The sequence below is a fragment of the Ruminococcus sp. RTP21198st1_G1_RTP21198_201120 genome, from assembly GCF_040924265.1.
Lineage (GTDB): Bacteria > Bacillota > Clostridia > Oscillospirales > Ruminococcaceae > Hominimerdicola > Hominimerdicola aceti.
This window is the reverse complement of the sequence record NZ_JBCOMH010000020.1, coordinates 1-16,254: the sequence shown is the minus strand read 5'-3', so window position 1 is coordinate 16,254 and position 16,254 is coordinate 1. Positions and strand designations below refer to the sequence as shown.

Genomic DNA, 16,254 nt, shown 5'->3' with positions numbered 1-16,254 from the left:
GTCAAGATATTTACATTATCATTTTCCTTCTTTGTTTGGAAGTAAAGCTTATGTTCCTTTATCTCCAATGATTGATTCGAGTATATCTCGTGTCATATCAAATTATTTTCTTAGTGAGGATTAGTCATTATGAGATACAATAATGAAGTATTTGTAAAATATAGAATAGATAAAGATTCAATTGTTTTTTGGACTTCGGACATTAATGAAAATATTTCTGCTGCCAAGGTATTAAACGAGTTTTTATATGATTTTTCTAAAGGAAAAAAGATATTTTTTCATGGTTACAGATTACCGGAAGAATATCTTTCTCAAATAGTTGATACAAAGGTAATCTTAGAAAAATCAGAAATCATTAATGACCCATTTAATATTTTTTTGAGATTAAGCGATGCGAAAATAAATATAAATCATTTTGATTGTGCGTGCGAGTCAATGATATATTATTTTGATAATAAGGTTAATTGGACGGATTTTTTAGCAACATCTATCATTAGTCAGCCTCAAAAATATATTAAAGAAGGAATATTAATAGCCTATTTTGCTTCTGTGGACCAAGGGGCAGATTATTGGTTTGAATGTAGCAAGGATTACAAAGAAAATGTGTTGATATTACTCCGCACTCTAACGGCATTAGGATGTAGAGTAAAACAAGTTTCTCATTTATCATTTCCATATAATTAGAGCGTATCAGATGAATTTTTGGAAAAAAACAATTAAGGTGAGATGAGATGGAATATTTATTATTTGAAATATTGTATTGAGGTTTAAACTATGAGAAGATGCGAACCACTAAACACATAAGAAGCAAACAGATAATTGAACTTAGAAAACATATGGCACTATTGAAAATGGTTTTGCACCTTGTCAATGCTATATACTATAAATTAGGAAATGATTACTGCAAAACAATTGAAAATAAAATTATGTCAATAATAAAAAATGATCCTAAATATGCCGTAAAATATTATCGCCCTTTATTTATTAATGATAATGCTGATTTGAAATCACTGAAATCAAAAGTGCTTTCCATAGATGAAAGCATATGTGATGTTGATGATGTTATCAGCTCAATAAAATCATCAACGCAGACCCAAGAGGACAAAATTAAATCACTTGAGTCATTGAAAGAAAATATTAGTGAATACATTTCCGATGTTGTGGCTATTGACTAAAATGCGGCTGACGCTATCAATAAGAGCAAGAATGACTTTTATGAAAAATATGAATACTTAAAACCGGATATTGAAAAAAAGCTGGTTGGAAGAAAAAGTAGATAACGCTTGTGAGTGGTGCAAGGAAAATTGGCAGTCAATAGTTAGTGCGTTTGTGACTATTGTCATTGTTGTCGGTATTGTTATATTGAGTATTTCAACATTTGGAACAGCAATTCCAGTAATTGCTGTTGGTGTAGTTGGAGCAATCGTAGGCATTTCAGGTCAATTAATTAGTGATATTATTTCATGTGCGATAACAGGCGATTGGGATGGTAACTGGCAATCATATATTGGATCAGCGATAGGCGGTTTTGCTGGCGGTGTTTTATTATTGCTTACTAATCCAATTGCTGCTTGTTCAGCAGAGGCGGCAATATCAACGTTTTTTGGCGAAAATCTTGAAAATATCACTGGGGGACAAAAACGATCGACTTTTGAAATATTATTTGATACTGGTTTAAGCACAGGAACAGCGGCTTTTTTTAGTGTTGCTTTAAGTAAAATTACTGGAAAGCTTTCAAAAACTCTTTGGGAAAAAATTCCGGTGTTCAAAAGACTTTCAGGCATAAATAGCTATGATGCTTCATTTAAAATGGTAATAACAAAATTAAAACAGGGAAGTATTAAAAAATTTCATTATAAAACAATTAGAAATGGTGTAATTTCAGGACTTTCTGGAGGCGCATTGGAAAATATAGCAAGTGCTTTTTTTGATGGGATTAAGGAATGGTATGACGAATGGAGAGAGTTGTCACAAAATTAATAAGAAATGAAGGAGGTCTGATCAATGAAATCAAAATCGAAATTTACTGTGAAGATACCGTCAGAGATTTATAAAGGTGAAGTTTTTATAACTGCTTTTTTCATTGTTTTAAACGTAATGTATACGATTTTTGGTAATCCTCCGCATTTCCCTATGTATATTTCAACAATATTATTCATTTTTATTCCAATAGCTATTTCATTATTGTGGATAAGAAAATTAAAAATTGTAGTAAGTGGCAGCAAAATAACCGTTAGGAAGATTTTGGGATTCAAATATAGTGTTGATGTTTCAGAAATAACAAAGATAAAATGGATAATTAATGATACTAGATTAGGGGTTAATGAAAAAATTTTAATTTATGTGAACTCTGAGCATTTTGCTGTTGAAACTCTTATGGACGGATTTGAAATAATGTCAGAATATCTTTTGAAAAATGTTGATCCTGATAAAATAATTTATATTAATAAAAAATAGAACATTTGGCAATAAAATAATCGGAATATGTTGTGCGTATCGACGGCGATGTCGCTGATGTTATTAATAAGAGCAAAGATGATTTTTACGATAAGTATGAATACTTAAAAACCGGACTGTGAAAAAAGCTGGTTGGAAAAAGCTAAAGGGTGGATTGATTCAGCTTGTGAATGGTGTAAAGATTTATGGAATAAAATTATAGATTTTGATTTTTTTAATTTTATAGGTAAATTAATTCATAGTGAAGGATTCAGGAATTTCGTAACCTTTGCAGTTGGAATATTTTATCAGATAGGTGGTGTCTGGCTGATAAAGAAAATTGCGGAATCAGGAACAATCGCTGCAGTATTTGTGAGAAAGCATCCGATTTTGTCTTCTTATATTCCTGGATTGAATGTTGTTGCAGATATGACAACATGATTTTTCTCCTTGACGTTGGGTGCAGATATGGATGATGATGGTATCTATCATATGAGACCTGATTGTTTGCAGCAATATGCACATTATACCACAGGCTATGACGATGTTTTCCGAGCTGCGGTTAACAAAGCTTCGTACGGTGAAATAACCGTAGATGTTCATCAATCTCAGATTTTTTGGGTAGATCTTGACGGTGATAAATCCAAAGATGAAGGAGAAGAATTTATAATATGGTCATGGAAGGGCGACTATATGAACCTTGGAGCAGGCGCTGAAACAGGTATTTATCAGGTGAAAGATGGAGAATTTGATGAGTATGGAAATTATATTATGGAAAATGGTGAATACTCATATCTTTATGCCGAAGTTAACAGAGAAATGACTCTTGAATTATATCATGATTCTAATGGGGATGGAATCTTCAGTGATGATGAGCAGCTGTATAAACATGAACCAGATGAATTACAATGGTGGATAACGGGATTTGATCAGTTGGTTCAGAATGTTAAAGCTGAGGATCTCCAAGCCGTAACTACTATAGATTTTTCGAGCTTTGGAGAAAACAAAGATATAATGTTAGATTCTTTCAGAGAATTTAATGCAGGAGAAGTCGAATGGGATATTCCAGAAAAAGATTCGGGTTCATACATTGTAACTCTGACTTGGTAAGGAGAATATTATGTTAAAATTTAAAAACTTGCTTTGCTGCACAATGTCCGTAATATTGATGTTAAGCCTAATGTCCTGTTCTGTTGTAGAAAAATTGAACAGCCATTATGAAGGTGATCTCGTTATTGATCAGACGGAGAATGTGAGTGTTTCAGAAACAGTAATAAAGGCTTTGGAAAATAACGATGCGGACGCAATCAAAAATCTGTTTTCTGTTCGTGCCAAAGATCTTTGTCCGGATCTGGATGAAGGGATCGGATATATGCTCAGCATATATGAAGGCGAATTTGTTGAAGTTACGCAGAATAATTCAAGCTCAAATAAATATTCGAGCGGTGGTGAAAGATGTATTGTTTCTCCGGTATGCGTTTTTAAAACAACAGAAAACTACTATAAGCTTACTTGGAATGCGTGGACGATAAATGAAAAAGATAAGGAAAAAGAAGGAGTCTACAGCATGAAACTCCAGATTTGGCCGGATGCCGGACTGGATCAGGGAGGTGAAGATCTTTTTGTTGCAGGGGTAGTGTATCCTGCTAATTCCGAGGAAAGTGATATGGCGTTTACTCTTTGGAAAAACATTTATCAGCAAAAAAATCATGACGATCGCATAGAGAGATTTCGTGAGCTGCTTTCTGACAATATGCTGGCTTCAGGCGTAACGGACGATGAAATAGATCGCTTTTTTGATTACTGTCAGCCAATGCGAGAACTTTACGAAGGCTGGACGGAAATTGATGATGGAAATATCACCGTTTATATTACGTCCATGAAAAATGATATTCCGATATGTTTTTGTTTTAGACTTGACAAGGAACAAACGGATAAAATATCTTTTCTAAAATTTGCCAAGATAGACGATGAAAAGACTATCGGTGATTATAATTTATCGGAAGAAAATGCGGGAATTTATTTGCCGGATTAATGGAAGTGATTAATTATGAAAAAACTTATACTATCCGTTTTGCTTTTTTTACTGGTGGTGAGTTCTACAGGCTGTACTATATTAAACGATAGCCAAAGTTCAATAGAAAATGATGATAAATTAATTATCGATCAAACCTCAACGAAAAATACTTCGGATGTTCTGATACAAGCCTTGGAGACCAACGATGCTGAACTTTTTAAAAGCGTTTTTTCAGAGCAGACTTTGAAATTACAGCCTGATATTGATGAAGGTATCAAATACATATTTAATATATTTGAGGGTGACAATTTAGAGATAGTTTATGAAAATCAGTCATCAGAATCTTTTTCTGATTTGCAGGCAAAATGTGTATGGTCGATCTGTGTAATTAAGACTACTGAAAAATGCTATTCATTAACATGGACTGAGTGGGTACAGCAGGAAACTGATCCGTCTGCCCAAGGCGTATACAGCTTGATTTTTGAAGAATGTGAGGAAGATCAGAGAGGAGCAGGCGGCGGAGATCTGCTTGCCGGAATATATTACCCCGGTTGTGAAACCGAGTCTGATATTTTAAACACATTTTTCGGGGCGATGCATAATAAAGACCGAGAAGAGCTTGAAACTATATTTTCCAATGAGTTTCTGGAGGATCCGGAAGCTGTGAAGAATATGGATAAATTTATAGAACGATATACTCCTTCATATTCTAATTTGTTAGCCGCATGGGAGGTCAATGATACTATTTGCATTCAACTAAGGCGTTTCGATGCTTTTATTTGTCTGCATTTTGATAATAAACAGACAGATAAAATATCATCTATTCGAGTATTTGACAGTACAACTGAAGATGAAGAAAGCATATCACGATACGATTTTAACCAAGATGAAATGGGAATTTATTTTCCAGATTAGTCAAATGCGTCTTAATAAGTATCAATCAGAAGCTCACGTATATGTTTATAGCGGAAGCAAATATGAATATCTTGAAGCTAACAGTGCAACCATGATTTATTAAGAAGACGTTGTTGATCAATTGGAAAGGATATGAAACTGTCACGGCTTTCAGCAAGACTGTTTCGTGTTGATGAGCGTGGGTGGCAATTGAAAGGTGGTGAACTTATCTTAGAATAATTAATATATAAAAGACAAATATTGTGAAAAGGAGTTAATAATATGAAAACAACAAACTATCTCGCCGGACTAGCGGCAATAACAATGACATTCACAGGCGTGGCTGCTCCAATATCAGCTTATGCCGATGATATCTCGACGTCTGCAAGCATAGACTATGCAACATATGGCGACTTTGTGTATATCATAAAAGCTGATAAAACAGCCGAGATAGTAGAGTATAACGGCACAGATGAAAACGTTGTTATCCCTGTTGAACTCAATGGGTATACGATAACAGGTATAAGCGGTTGGTCGGGTAAACCTACAAATTCTCACCCTTTGGGTGTCATAACTGGTGCTTTTAAGAACAACAAGACCATTAAAACCGTAGTCATTCCTGATACAGTAAAATATATAGACGATGAAAGCTTTTATGGCTGCACAGCCCTTGAAAGCGTGATGTTTGGCAACGGTGTTGAAGAAATAGGCGATTATGCCTTTGAAAACTGCACTTCACTTTCCAAGGTATACATCCCTGTAAGCGTAAAGAAAATAGGCACTGAGGCTTTTGGTTATACTTTCGGCTCAGAACTTACACTTAATAAAAACTTCTCAATGACCTGCTCTAAGGATAGCGCCGCTGAAAAGTATGCAAAAGAAAATGGTATCACATATGACACATATCAGGTAAAAATTGACGAGCTTGCCATTTCAGGTATTAAGGACAAAGAGTACACAGGTAAGCCTGTTACGCAAAATATAGTTATCAAAAATGGCAATGTCGTCCTTGATGAGGGTACTGACTATACTGTTTCTTATTCTGCAAACACAAAGGTAGGCACTGTTGAAGTCACCATAACAGGAACAGGTTCATATTTCGGCGAGATAAAGTCAAGCTTTGATATACTGCCTGCAAAACAGCAGATACAGAAGCTTGAAACACGCTTCAAAGGCTTTTTCATAGACTGGGCGCAGAAAGGCTCTGCAACAGGATATGAGATAGAATATAGCTCAAATGCTGATTTTAAGGACAGCACGGTTAAAAAGCTTACCGCAAACAAGCCTGATACTCTCACCATAAGCGGTCTGACAGCAGGAAATAAATATTATGTTCGTGTACGTTCCTACACAAACGTTGGCGAAAATGTATACTATGGAGCATGGTCAGACAGCAAAAATGTTACCGCCGCAAAGTATGACATTACAAAGTCAGCTATCTCAGGTATTTCTACAAAGACATACACGGGAAAGAATATCACGCAGAGCGTAAAGGTAAAATACAACGGCAAGACGCTTAAAAGCGGCACAGATTACACAGTTTCATATTCAAACAACAAAAAGGTAGGAACAGCCACAGTAAAGATAACAGGCAAAGGACAATACGGCGGAACTGTCAGCAAGACATTCAAGATAAACCCTGCCAAGCAGAAGATACAGAAGCTCACAGCGAAGTCAAAGGCTTTCTTTATTGATTGGGCGCAGAAAGGCTCTGCAACAGGTTATGAGGTGCAGTACGCCACAAACTCTAAGTTTACAGGCGCAAAGAAGCTTGATGTTGCAAACAACAAGACCGACAAAATGACGATCTCAAAGCTTTCGGCAAATAAGAAATACTATGTTAAGGTACGTTCCTATACGCTTGTAAAGGGTACTAAATATTATGGAGAATGGTCGGCTGTTAAGAGTGTGACAACGAAGAAGTAATATGCTTATAAACCAAAGCCATTTTTTCTTATAATAAGTTTTCGCCGACAATACACTATGTAACTGATCCTTCGAACCGCTCGTCATTAAATATGATTCAAAATCTTATGGATTCGTACAAACAGATATCAGGAGCTGATATTGATAGGTTAAAATTAGGACTATTCTAAATAGAATAAGCTGCCACAGATTTTTCTGTAGCAGCTTATTTTTTTGTTTATGCTATTCCTTCTTGCGAAGATATCCGTCATCATCATATTTTTTAGCTATGTGCTGTGCAGCTTGCTAATCGCCCCATTTGTCTACAGTCTTATCCCAAATTGTCATATATTACAACCTGTTTTCTGAAAAAGTTTACATTTATCAACACGGAAGTTGAAATAGCCGAAATATGGGATCATTCAAAGCATGAACAGTGCCGGCGGAAGATGTCATGATAATGCACGCTGTGAAAGTATGTGGGGAATCTGCACCGCCAACGGCGGGCTGCCTCCGTCAACTCGAAGAAAGCTCTACTATGATCATATCTTTCTCGTTGCATAATTCTTGTTCGAATAAAATGTGTCAAGTGATATTGACAAAACCAGGTAGAACTTGTCCGGCAATTTTAACGCAGTAAACCGCATCATGACAAGTACAAGTCTCTTTCAGTATGGAAACAAAAAGAATATACAAAGAAAAACGCTCCTGTACTGGAAAAGTACAAGAGCGTTGGCAGTAGGTTAAAATCGTTGTATCCCGACGGTAAGTTTCCGTCAGAAACTTCGCTTGACCGTCAGCGACAAGCGTTGTATGAGGAGCGTGAAAAACTCTACGAAGAATACCGCTACCTCAAAAAAGAGTATGCTGATTTAGACAAGGCAAGCCGAACGATTGACGATTACCTTGAAAGTTTGAGGGATGAACCTGAGCGTAGGCGGAAAAAGGGAGAGTTGGAATAACTCTGCAAACTGGAATTTGACGCTCTATTAATGCTATTAAACCCAATCAATAGCATTCTTTACAAGTTTGACAAATGGTTCACAGGTCAGATTTTGGGTATTGTGTGCAGGAACGATACAGCAGATTTTTCCCTTGCCATAGGTGTGAATCCATACAGCAGGCTGAACGCCGTTCTTTGAAACGGTTTCTGCAAGAATCGTTGTATCAGCATTCGGAATCATTTTCATTACATAATGTTCGTCAAAATCAGGGAATGTGAATTTGCCAATGCCTTCAATAATCGGATGTTCTGCTATCGGTTTTACAGTAAGCGGACATTGTTCGGGATGAGTGATAAAGTTACTTCTTACAACATTTGTGAGGATTGCGTGATTTTCTGGGTAATCAGTAAGTGATGCGTGAAACATAATCGTTCCCATACCATTCTGAACATCATTCAGAAATTTCTCCGTCCATTTTTCATCACACCAGATTGGAGTAGGAATCTGATCATTTTCAATAGGATCTTTGAAAGACAAAAACAAATCAAACTGCCCGTTGAAATAATCATTTGGGTTCTTTGTGAATGTTACTTCATAATCTGCGTTAAACAGATAGTCCATCATAGGCTTGATGGAATCATCATGATGCCAGTAATCGTGTACCAAAACAAATACTTTTTTACTCATAAGTTATACGTCCTTTCATCACCATTTTATGGCTACGTTTCTATGAATTCTCGTTTTTTAGATGTGCGTTAAATTCCGATTTGTCAATCTGTTTCATTTGCTTCTTCAGGCTTATAGTTTCGTTCAATATATTCCTCAACAGCCTTAATGAACATCTGATTCATGCTCATGCCCATTTCAGCAGCGATAGCTTTCAGTTTTTCACGCTGTCCCTTTGGAACACGAATTTTGATGTCATCAAGGTGTGTTTTCACATACTTTGCCGTAATCGCTTTTCGTTTTTCGTTATAGTACATAGAAATCAATCCTTTCATATTGTACCCATTACTATAATTATACTATCTTAGAAGCTTTTTGTCAATTCATCTTATAAAAATTGTCCGGATTTTTTCAGAGAACTTTGTACGCATTGCGGCTTGAAAAAACAAGTGCAATGATATATAATAGTATTGTACCCAACACTAAACATGAAAGGAGATTTTCAAAATGATTCAAAAAATAATTCCCATTGCAGCAAGTATTACTTTGATAGGCTCAGCAAGTCTGACAGCCTATGCCGATATGGTTTTGTCAATATCACTTGACACATTTTATTCGAACAAGGATTATGCAACGAGAAAGATATGATCATAGTAGAGCTTTCTTCGGTCTTCCGGAGGCAGCCCACCGTTGGCGGTGCAGATTGTTCCGGAACCTTCGGACAAGATCTCATCAATAATCTGAGTTGTATTATTAAGGTGTTCTTTTCTCTGCTTGCAGATTTTGTCATTCTCTCTTAAATCTGATATCTTTTTATCAAGTTTAGCTATTTCATCAGCCCGACAGGACATTTGTGTCAGAATGTATATTTCTCATTGAATTACGCTCTGCACAGCGATAGTATTTTCTGTAATTTATCGGTGTAACGCCGTACAGCTTTTTGAATCTGCGGCAGAAATAGCCGATGTTCTCAAATCCTGTTTCATGCGCTATGGCACAAACGCTGTTTTCGGTATCAACAAGGAGCTTTGACGCACGTTTCAGTCTGTATTCTACAACGTAATTTATCGGCGATGTGTGCAGGTATATCCTGAAAATATTGAGGACACTGCTTTTGCATATAAGAACTGTTCCTGCAATATCGTCCAGTGTTATCTGACCGCTGTAATTATCATGAATATACTGCATCATTATCTGAAGCTTAGCCTGCGTCTGTGCGGAATGCCCGGACACGGGGCCGCAGTCTGTTATTTGTATGCTTTCATATAACAGGCGCCATAGTTTCAGCAGCAGTTCTACCGTTTCCATTTCAGAAGCCGTGCCAGAACCCTGCACAGCAAATACCGACCTCATTGTTTCGATAATGCTGTGGTGCGCTGTTTCTTCGGCGGAAAAAATCACACATTCGGTAGTTGACTCAATTATCGGTCTGATGTATCTGCTGTATATCAGACTGCCCTGCGGCGCAAGCAGAACAGGTGAAAAAACAATGTTCGGAATGATGGCGCTGTCTTCTGCTTCAAACCTGTGTATCACCTGAGAATTTATAAAGATCCCATCGCCCGAGCTTAGAACATACCTGTTTCCACCCACCAGAAAATCAGCCTTGCCATGCTGTACATAAACAAATTCGACCTCTGGGTGCCAGTGCCAGTCGATACAGTGAAAATCGAAATCCCAGATGTCCTCATAATAGTAACTGAACGGATATTCTTCGCTGCCGTGACTTGCAGTTTCACGTAAGGTTTCGTCCGTTGTGATCCTGTCCTTTTTGATTTCATTTCCCATGTTCTCACCCGATTTACGATATTGTGTAATAAAAATGTGATTTTGTGTATTGAAATGTTACGATATTTACTATATAATCTGATTATATCATTTGTCAAGGAGTTTGTCAATATGGCTGTAAATTACAGAAAAACACTTATATCCTGCTATCTTGGATTCATCACACAGGCAATAGCGGCTAATTTCGCTCCGCTTCTATTTCTCACATTTCACAATGGCTATGGTATTCCGTTTGGAAAAATTGCCCTTATCTCGTCGATATTTTTTGTTACTCAGCTTATCATAGATGTGCTGTGCGCACGTTTCGCCGACAAGATCGGCTATCGGAAATGCGTTATCGGTTCGCAGGTGTTTTCTGCGCTGGGACTTATCGGGCTTGCTTTTCTGCCAGAACTGCTTCCCGATCCGTTTTCAGGAATAATTATAAGCACGGTCATATATGCAATGGGAAGCGGTCTGACCGAGGTACTTGTAAGTCCGATAGTTGAAGCCTGCCCGTTTGAGCACAAAGAAGCTGCAATGAGCCTGCTGCATTCATTCTACTGCTGGGGTTCGGTCGGAGTCATACTCATTTCAACACTGTTTTTTACTGTTTTCGGCATAGAAAACTGGAAGTGGCTCTCTTGTATCTGGGCGATAATTCCACTTGTGAACATATACAATTTTTCAGTATGTCCCATTGAACATCCTGTCGAGAACGGCGAGGGAATGCGTATCCGTGACCTGCTCAGAGTACCGCTGTTCTGGCTTGCGATACTGCTTATGGTTTGTGCGGGAGCCTCGGAGCTTTCAATGGCACAGTGGGCGTCGGCATTTGCAGAATCCGCTCTCGGACTGACTAAATCAGTCGGAGATATTGCAGGACCGTGTATGTTTGCGGTGACGATGGGCATAAGCCGTACACTCTACGGGAAGTACGGCGAAAAGCTCGATCTTATGAAATTCATGATAGGCTCGGCGCTGCTGTGTCTGATCTGTTACATCACTGCATCCCTGTCGGGAATACCTGTAATCGGTCTTCTCGGCTGCATAATGTGCGGATTCTCGGTAGGTATCATGTGGCCCGGTTCTATAAGCATTTGTTCGGGAAAAATACCCACCGGCGGAACTGCAATGTTTGCACTCCTCGCCATGGCTGGTGACCTTGGCGGAGCACTCGGTCCTGCTATTGTAGGAAATATCACCCAGCGTGCAGGCGATGATATGCAGAAAGGTATGCTCGCAGGCTGCGCATTTCCCTTGATACTTATGATATCGCTCCTGCTGCTGAACAGAGCCAGACGCAGGAATAACTGATCGTATCCGGCAGGTTTATGCAAAGCTACAATAGGAAAAAGGCATCATGTATCCGGACATGATGCCTTTTTGTTTTTTTATACGGTGTCAGCGGTCAATTTACGAATTTCATAGAGCCTGTTCTATACTTCTGAACTGCGACGGAGTAATACTCTCGAACCTTTTGAAAATCTTGCAAAAATAACTGCTGTCACAGAAACCTGTTTCTTCAGCTATCTGATCGACAGTTTTCTGTGTTTCCGCCAGAAGCATTTTTGCCGCCTGTATCTTGCGTTTTGTGATATATTCCATCGGTCGGCAGTTCAAGGTCTGCCTGAATAATCTGCACAAATGCTGCGAAGAAACGCCTGCGGCTTTACTTATGGATTCAAGACCGGGCTGTTTCATATAGTTTTCGTCAATATATGCGATCGCCTTTGTCACCGCAGGGGCGATTTGTACACTGCCTTTTCCTTTCGCCGCAAGACGGCTCAATTCAATGAAAAAGCTGTACAGATAGCCCGACGCTCTGAAATTTCCGTCAACCTTGTCAGACAGGAGTGCCTCGTGCATACATCTGAAACAGTGGTCAAGATATGTAATTTCTTCCTTTGAAAGGGGGAAGATTTTTGGCTTGTCAAAGCCGAGTGCTTTAAGCATATCAGGGCAGGACTTTCCTGATGGTTTTATCCAATGCGTATCCCAGGATTCATCCGTTGAATAATACTCATGCGGACAGCCGGCAGGGATAAAGAATGCGGTGTACGGTTTTATTATATGTTTCTCTCCGTTCATTATAAGTACGCCGCTGCCTTTTGTACAATAAAGAGCCTTGGCATAATTGTCGCCTTTGTCGCATTTAACATGATACTGCCATTCGTTCAGCCCTACGCTCACCAAAAAGACGGGAAGACTGCTTTCTTTACTGATTATCGGATAATCGTAGAATTTCAAAATTAATTCACCGCCTGTGCTAAAATCGTTATATCTTAATAATATCATTCATTGACTTGTATGTCAATAAGCGTTATAATCTGGCTATTTCAACTTCCGTGTTGATGTTAACAAGTATTTAACAATCAACTTATGTAAAATGAAATAATTTAGAACGCAATATTTGTTCAGCTATACAAAAATCTTGTGCATATGAGAGAAATATGTAGAATATAGTGACTTTTGGTGTTATATGTGTTAAAATAATGTATGCATAGATAAAAAAGTCTATTGCAAAAAAATGTGGTGAGTCCAATGAAGATGTGAATATTCATTATGCACAATTATCCGTTGCAATAATTGTGTTATATGATGAAATTGAATTTATTTGCAACAAAACTTGAAGAAAATCACACCTATATTATAAAAAATATCGTTAAGAGAATCGCAGCTCAGGATGATTATGTTAGGGTCAACTACCGAATTGACAATATCTCAAATGCTACATCCGTTTCCTATAGAACAACGGTTGGAGGTACATATATTGCAAGTGGAGAAATATCAAGTAAAGGAAACCATACTACGAAACACACTAATGCGACATACATTGATAAAGGTGAACGTATTTTGTGCACAATGTCACTCAATCCAGCTCCGTCAGGTGTAGGTAGTCATGCTTCAGGATATGTTAGCGGTAAATAAAATTTAAACTAAGGCAATATCACTAACTATCTTTTTATGTGATATTGCCTTAAATTATACGATCAATTTAACAGCTTGATTTCTATACTACCTCGCAGCAATAACCCAAAAGAAAGGAATGACATATGAAAAATATCAGAAAAACAAAAGTATTATTGCCCGTGATGTTGGCGGCTGTGGCGCTGTCAGCTTGTGAAAATACTCCCGACAATATCAGAAGTAATAAGCATTCGGCTGAGGTGGACAGCGGCGAGGCTTATGTTTCGTCAGAGAATATTTATGACAGCTTTGATGCTGCATTTGAAAAAGAGTATACAGAATTCAAGCTGCCCGAAAAATCGGCGGTGAGCATTTGCAGGTCTGACGGTGTTTATGACTTGGAGCTTGCTTATATCAATGCCGAAAATGATATGGACTGGCTGTCGTCAAAAGTGGAAGAGCTGCAAAGTGCCTTGGATATCAAGATCGATGGTAAGATCGAAACTGTGGAAGATCAGGCACAGCTCCAGGACGAACATAACAAACTTAAAATAACACGCTTTGCACAGCCTTATTGCTGTTGGGAGGCAAGCGAAAACGGCGTAAATACCGCAGACGCTGACGCCGATAATATGGAGCTTTTTTATCTCGACAGACCAACTTCTGAAAATGCTGACAGCGGACTTTTGTCTGCTGCGGACAAGGCAAAGACTTTGGCGGACACGTTCAGCAATGTGCTTGGAGAGGAGCTTGATAATGTGGTCAGTGACGGGTATATAATCACCACCGACAGCGGAGTTGGCTATGAGATCGAGATACAAAAGGCATATAAAGGTATCGGCATACAAAATGTTTTTTCCACGAATGCTGACGATACGCTGTTCGTGAAGGGCAATGCGCTTATGACCTATTCAATGCAGACTTATACCGATCTCGACGCAAACTTTGGCCCCGAATATTACATAGGTTGTAACGCTTTCAAGGTGGCAAAGGCTGAGAAAATAGACAAAATGCTGTCTTTCAAGGGTGCTTGCGATCTGCTTGAGGAAAATCTTGCGGACAAGATCGATATACAGTTTGATGACGTCAAGCTTATGTATGAACCTCGTGGCGAGAGTACCGAAGTCGACGAAAGTGCAGATAATATACGCTGTACGCCAAAGTGGTATTTTATTATCGACGATAAACAGCCGACAGGTCTGCACGCAATAAATTATGTGACAGTTGACTGCGTTACGGGCGAGATATATGTGCTTATTCCATAGGGGGTGGGGCAATGAAAGCACTTAAATGCGACCTTAACAAGAGTATGCTGAATATCGGATATGTCGGTGCGGTGCTGCTCACGACCCTGCTTTGCTTTACCGCAAAGGCGTATACCGACCCGAACACGGCGAAGATATACACGGTGTTTGAGTGCATTGCAAAGCTTGACAAACAGCTTTTTGCTGATGATTATTCCTTCAGTTCCTATCTGATATTCGCAAAAGGTATGTCGGGATATATGGCAATGTTTCTGCCTATAATAGCGGCTTTTCCCTTTATGACGGCATTTTGTGCAGAGCGAAACGGCGGTTCAATGCGGTTCAACATAACCCGAACAGGCAGTTTGAGATATTATCTGTCAAAATTCTGCTCAGCATTTTTGTGCGGCGGTTCGGCTGTTCTATTCGGATATATAATTTTTGGTGTTATCGTAAGAATAATTTTTCCTTCATTGAGCCAATATGAACTTTCCGCAGATGACTTGTCATTCGTGCTTGTGAACAACAAAAACGAACTTATAGGCGTGTTAAGATATATGCTTTCAGCGTTTTTGTATGGAGCTATAAGCACAATGCCTGCACTTTTCATAAGCTCATTCTGCAAAAATCCGTATCTTATAACCTGCGTGCCATTTATGGTAACATATATGTGGCAGATAACTGTGCAGAAACTTATTGCAAATTCGATGATGAAAGAGGATTTCGACAGGGCAAGTATATTGGAGAATTTTTATCCCAACAGCATAATGAATTTGTCATATTACACAGCTTTTGCTGACACAAAATACATTCTGTTTTTCAATTTCGGGATAATACTTTTCTCTGTGATAGGTTTTATAGTAATAATGAATATGCGGCTGGACAAAGGGGTGTAAGCAATGAAAAATTTTAGTTTAAAACAAGTCTTTTCCTGTGCGGCAACGGAATTTGTAAAGTGGGTCTGTGACGCACGAATGGTGATCGTTGCGGTGCTGCTCATATTCATAAACAATTTTGCAGTTTCTCCGCTGACCAACAATGCAGAGCTTATGGGTGAGCCGCTTAACATACTAGAGCCATTTATAGCTGTGGCGAATTCTGAGATACTGATACTTATAATCCCCATAGTTTTTCTTACCCTCATTGCTGATTATCCGAAAGTTGACACCAATACCGTGTTTTATATCGTTCGTATCGGCAGGGCGAACTGGTTTGTGGGGCAGATCTTGAAGCTTGTTTTTATGATAATATCATATCTTGCGGTAATATTTCTCGGCACAGTTTTGCCAATGCTTTCAAAGGGTTTTTGGTACAATGGCTGGAGCAATGTTGCCACGGTTTTTGTGAAAATGTTCCCCGACAGGCGAGGCGATTTCGGCGTTGAGCTGCTTCCAGAAAATCTCTACAATCAGCTCACAGTATTTTCAGCCGCAGTGCAAAGCTACCTGCTCGTGTTCGCATACCTTATGAT

Annotated in this window: 19 protein-coding genes and 1 pseudogene; 16 read left to right on the top strand and 4 right to left on the bottom strand. The window is 38.5% G+C overall.

The window, feature by feature from the left end:
- The first annotated feature begins 129 nt into the window (after nt 1-129).
- From AB5627_RS12220 to AB5627_RS12170, 11 genes are all read left to right on the top strand, one after another.
- A complete protein-coding gene (locus AB5627_RS12220; protein WP_117859480.1) occupies nt 130-684 on the top strand; it encodes a hypothetical protein in 555 nt (184 codons plus the stop codon).
- A 152-nt stretch (nt 685-836) separates the two neighbouring features.
- On the top strand, nt 837-1,175 hold the full coding sequence (locus tag AB5627_RS12215; protein ID WP_265290891.1) for a hypothetical protein: 339 nt from the start codon (nt 837-839) through the stop codon (nt 1,173-1,175).
- Between the two features lie 85 nt (nt 1,176-1,260).
- A complete protein-coding gene (locus AB5627_RS12210; RefSeq protein ID WP_265290892.1) occupies nt 1,261-1,980 on the top strand; it encodes a hypothetical protein in 720 nt (239 codons plus the stop codon).
- 24 nt (nt 1,981-2,004) lie between these two features.
- Entirely contained in the window at nt 2,005-2,457 is a 453-nt protein-coding gene (locus AB5627_RS12205) for a hypothetical protein (protein WP_117859483.1), read from the top strand.
- A 132-nt stretch (nt 2,458-2,589) separates the two neighbouring features.
- A complete protein-coding gene (locus AB5627_RS12200; RefSeq protein WP_265290893.1) occupies nt 2,590-2,877 on the top strand; it encodes a hypothetical protein in 288 nt (95 codons plus the stop codon).
- 27 nt (nt 2,878-2,904) lie between these two features.
- Nucleotides 2,905-3,546: a hypothetical protein gene (locus AB5627_RS12195; RefSeq protein ID WP_265290894.1), complete on the top strand. Its 642-nt coding sequence runs from the start codon at nt 2,905-2,907 to the stop codon at nt 3,544-3,546.
- A 10-nt stretch (nt 3,547-3,556) separates the two neighbouring features.
- On the top strand, nt 3,557-4,471 hold the full coding sequence (locus AB5627_RS12190) for a DUF5104 domain-containing protein (RefSeq protein ID WP_302837613.1): 915 nt from the start codon (nt 3,557-3,559) through the stop codon (nt 4,469-4,471).
- Nucleotides 4,472-4,486: 15 nt separating this feature from the next.
- A complete protein-coding gene (locus tag AB5627_RS12185; RefSeq protein ID WP_302837614.1) occupies nt 4,487-5,368 on the top strand; it encodes a DUF5104 domain-containing protein in 882 nt (293 codons plus the stop codon).
- Between the two features lie 261 nt (nt 5,369-5,629).
- On the top strand, nt 5,630-7,273 hold the full coding sequence (locus tag AB5627_RS12180; protein WP_265290895.1) for a fibronectin type III domain-containing protein: 1,644 nt from the start codon (nt 5,630-5,632) through the stop codon (nt 7,271-7,273).
- Between the two features lie 408 nt (nt 7,274-7,681).
- The gene (locus tag AB5627_RS12175) at nt 7,682-7,816 is read left to right on the top strand and encodes a hypothetical protein (protein ID WP_337795318.1); all 135 of its coding nucleotides are present in this window, start codon (nt 7,682-7,684) and stop codon (nt 7,814-7,816) included.
- Nucleotides 7,817-8,004: 188 nt separating this feature from the next.
- Nucleotides 8,005-8,214, top strand: a complete 210-nt coding sequence (locus AB5627_RS12170; protein WP_117958451.1) for a hypothetical protein — start codon at nt 8,005-8,007, stop codon at nt 8,212-8,214.
- A 36-nt stretch (nt 8,215-8,250) separates the two neighbouring features.
- On the opposite strand, the gene AB5627_RS12165 is transcribed toward AB5627_RS12170, so the two are convergent.
- The 3 genes from AB5627_RS12165 to AB5627_RS12155 all read right to left on the bottom strand — a co-directional run bounded on the left by AB5627_RS12165 (nt 8,251) and on the right by AB5627_RS12155 (nt 10,650).
- Nucleotides 8,251-8,883: a ThuA domain-containing protein gene (locus tag AB5627_RS12165; protein WP_117927137.1), complete on the bottom strand. Its 633-nt coding sequence runs from the start codon at nt 8,881-8,883 to the stop codon at nt 8,251-8,253.
- A gap of 83 nt (nt 8,884-8,966) precedes the next feature.
- Nucleotides 8,967-9,179: an Arc family DNA-binding protein gene (locus tag AB5627_RS12160; protein ID WP_117924983.1), complete on the bottom strand. Its 213-nt coding sequence runs from the start codon at nt 9,177-9,179 to the stop codon at nt 8,967-8,969.
- 517 nt (nt 9,180-9,696) lie between these two features.
- On the bottom strand, nt 9,697-10,650 hold the full coding sequence (locus AB5627_RS12155) for an AraC family transcriptional regulator (protein WP_302837615.1): 954 nt from the start codon (nt 10,648-10,650) through the stop codon (nt 9,697-9,699).
- A gap of 111 nt (nt 10,651-10,761) precedes the next feature.
- Here AB5627_RS12155 and AB5627_RS12150 point away from each other — a divergent pair, with 111 nt between their 5' ends.
- A complete protein-coding gene (locus AB5627_RS12150) occupies nt 10,762-11,946 on the top strand; it encodes a sugar MFS transporter (protein ID WP_302837616.1) in 1,185 nt (394 codons plus the stop codon).
- A 108-nt stretch (nt 11,947-12,054) separates the two neighbouring features.
- Here AB5627_RS12150 and AB5627_RS12145 read toward each other — a convergent pair whose 3' ends face one another.
- The gene (locus AB5627_RS12145; protein WP_337400536.1) at nt 12,055-12,879 is read right to left on the bottom strand and encodes an AraC family transcriptional regulator; all 825 of its coding nucleotides are present in this window, start codon (nt 12,877-12,879) and stop codon (nt 12,055-12,057) included.
- A 348-nt stretch (nt 12,880-13,227) separates the two neighbouring features.
- On the opposite strand from AB5627_RS12145, the gene AB5627_RS12140 reads away from it, so the two are divergent.
- The 4 genes and pseudogenes from AB5627_RS12140 to AB5627_RS12125 all read left to right on the top strand — a co-directional run.
- Nucleotides 13,228-13,560 (top strand): hypothetical protein, encoded by a 333-nt coding sequence (locus tag AB5627_RS12140; protein WP_265290898.1) that lies wholly within the window; start codon nt 13,228-13,230, stop codon nt 13,558-13,560.
- Between the two features lie 125 nt (nt 13,561-13,685).
- Entirely contained in the window at nt 13,686-14,804 is a 1,119-nt protein-coding gene (locus AB5627_RS12135) for a hypothetical protein (protein WP_265290900.1), read from the top strand.
- An 11-nt stretch (nt 14,805-14,815) separates the two neighbouring features.
- On the top strand, nt 14,816-15,679 hold the full coding sequence (locus AB5627_RS12130; RefSeq protein ID WP_265290901.1) for a hypothetical protein: 864 nt from the start codon (nt 14,816-14,818) through the stop codon (nt 15,677-15,679).
- 3 nt (nt 15,680-15,682) lie between these two features.
- Nucleotides 15,683-16,254, top strand: a pseudogene (locus tag AB5627_RS12125) (hypothetical protein); the annotation flags it as partial.

Coding starts and splice junctions, on each gene's coding strand:
- AB5627_RS12220 (WP_117859480.1), top strand. CDS start 130: ATGAGATACAATAATGAAGTATTTGTAAAATATAGAATAGATAAAGAT.
- AB5627_RS12215 (WP_265290891.1), top strand. CDS start 837: ATGGCACTATTGAAAATGGTTTTGCACCTTGTCAATGCTATATACTAT.
- AB5627_RS12205 (WP_117859483.1), top strand. CDS start 2,005: ATGAAATCAAAATCGAAATTTACTGTGAAGATACCGTCAGAGATTTAT.
- AB5627_RS12195 (WP_265290894.1), top strand. CDS start 2,905: ATGGATGATGATGGTATCTATCATATGAGACCTGATTGTTTGCAGCAA.
- AB5627_RS12190 (WP_302837613.1), top strand. CDS start 3,557: ATGTTAAAATTTAAAAACTTGCTTTGCTGCACAATGTCCGTAATATTG.
- AB5627_RS12185 (WP_302837614.1), top strand. CDS start 4,487: ATGAAAAAACTTATACTATCCGTTTTGCTTTTTTTACTGGTGGTGAGT.
- AB5627_RS12180 (WP_265290895.1), top strand. CDS start 5,630: ATGAAAACAACAAACTATCTCGCCGGACTAGCGGCAATAACAATGACA.
- AB5627_RS12175 (WP_337795318.1), top strand. CDS start 7,682: ATGAACAGTGCCGGCGGAAGATGTCATGATAATGCACGCTGTGAAAGT.
- AB5627_RS12165 (WP_117927137.1), bottom strand. CDS start 8,883: ATGAGTAAAAAAGTATTTGTTTTGGTACACGATTACTGGCATCATGAT.
- AB5627_RS12160 (WP_117924983.1), bottom strand. CDS start 9,179: ATGTACTATAACGAAAAACGAAAAGCGATTACGGCAAAGTATGTGAAA.
- AB5627_RS12155 (WP_302837615.1), bottom strand. CDS start 10,650: ATGGGAAATGAAATCAAAAAGGACAGGATCACAACGGACGAAACCTTA.
- AB5627_RS12150 (WP_302837616.1), top strand. CDS start 10,762: ATGGCTGTAAATTACAGAAAAACACTTATATCCTGCTATCTTGGATTC.
- AB5627_RS12140 (WP_265290898.1), top strand. CDS start 13,228: ATGATGAAATTGAATTTATTTGCAACAAAACTTGAAGAAAATCACACC.
- AB5627_RS12135 (WP_265290900.1), top strand. CDS start 13,686: ATGAAAAATATCAGAAAAACAAAAGTATTATTGCCCGTGATGTTGGCG.
- AB5627_RS12130 (WP_265290901.1), top strand. CDS start 14,816: ATGAAAGCACTTAAATGCGACCTTAACAAGAGTATGCTGAATATCGGA.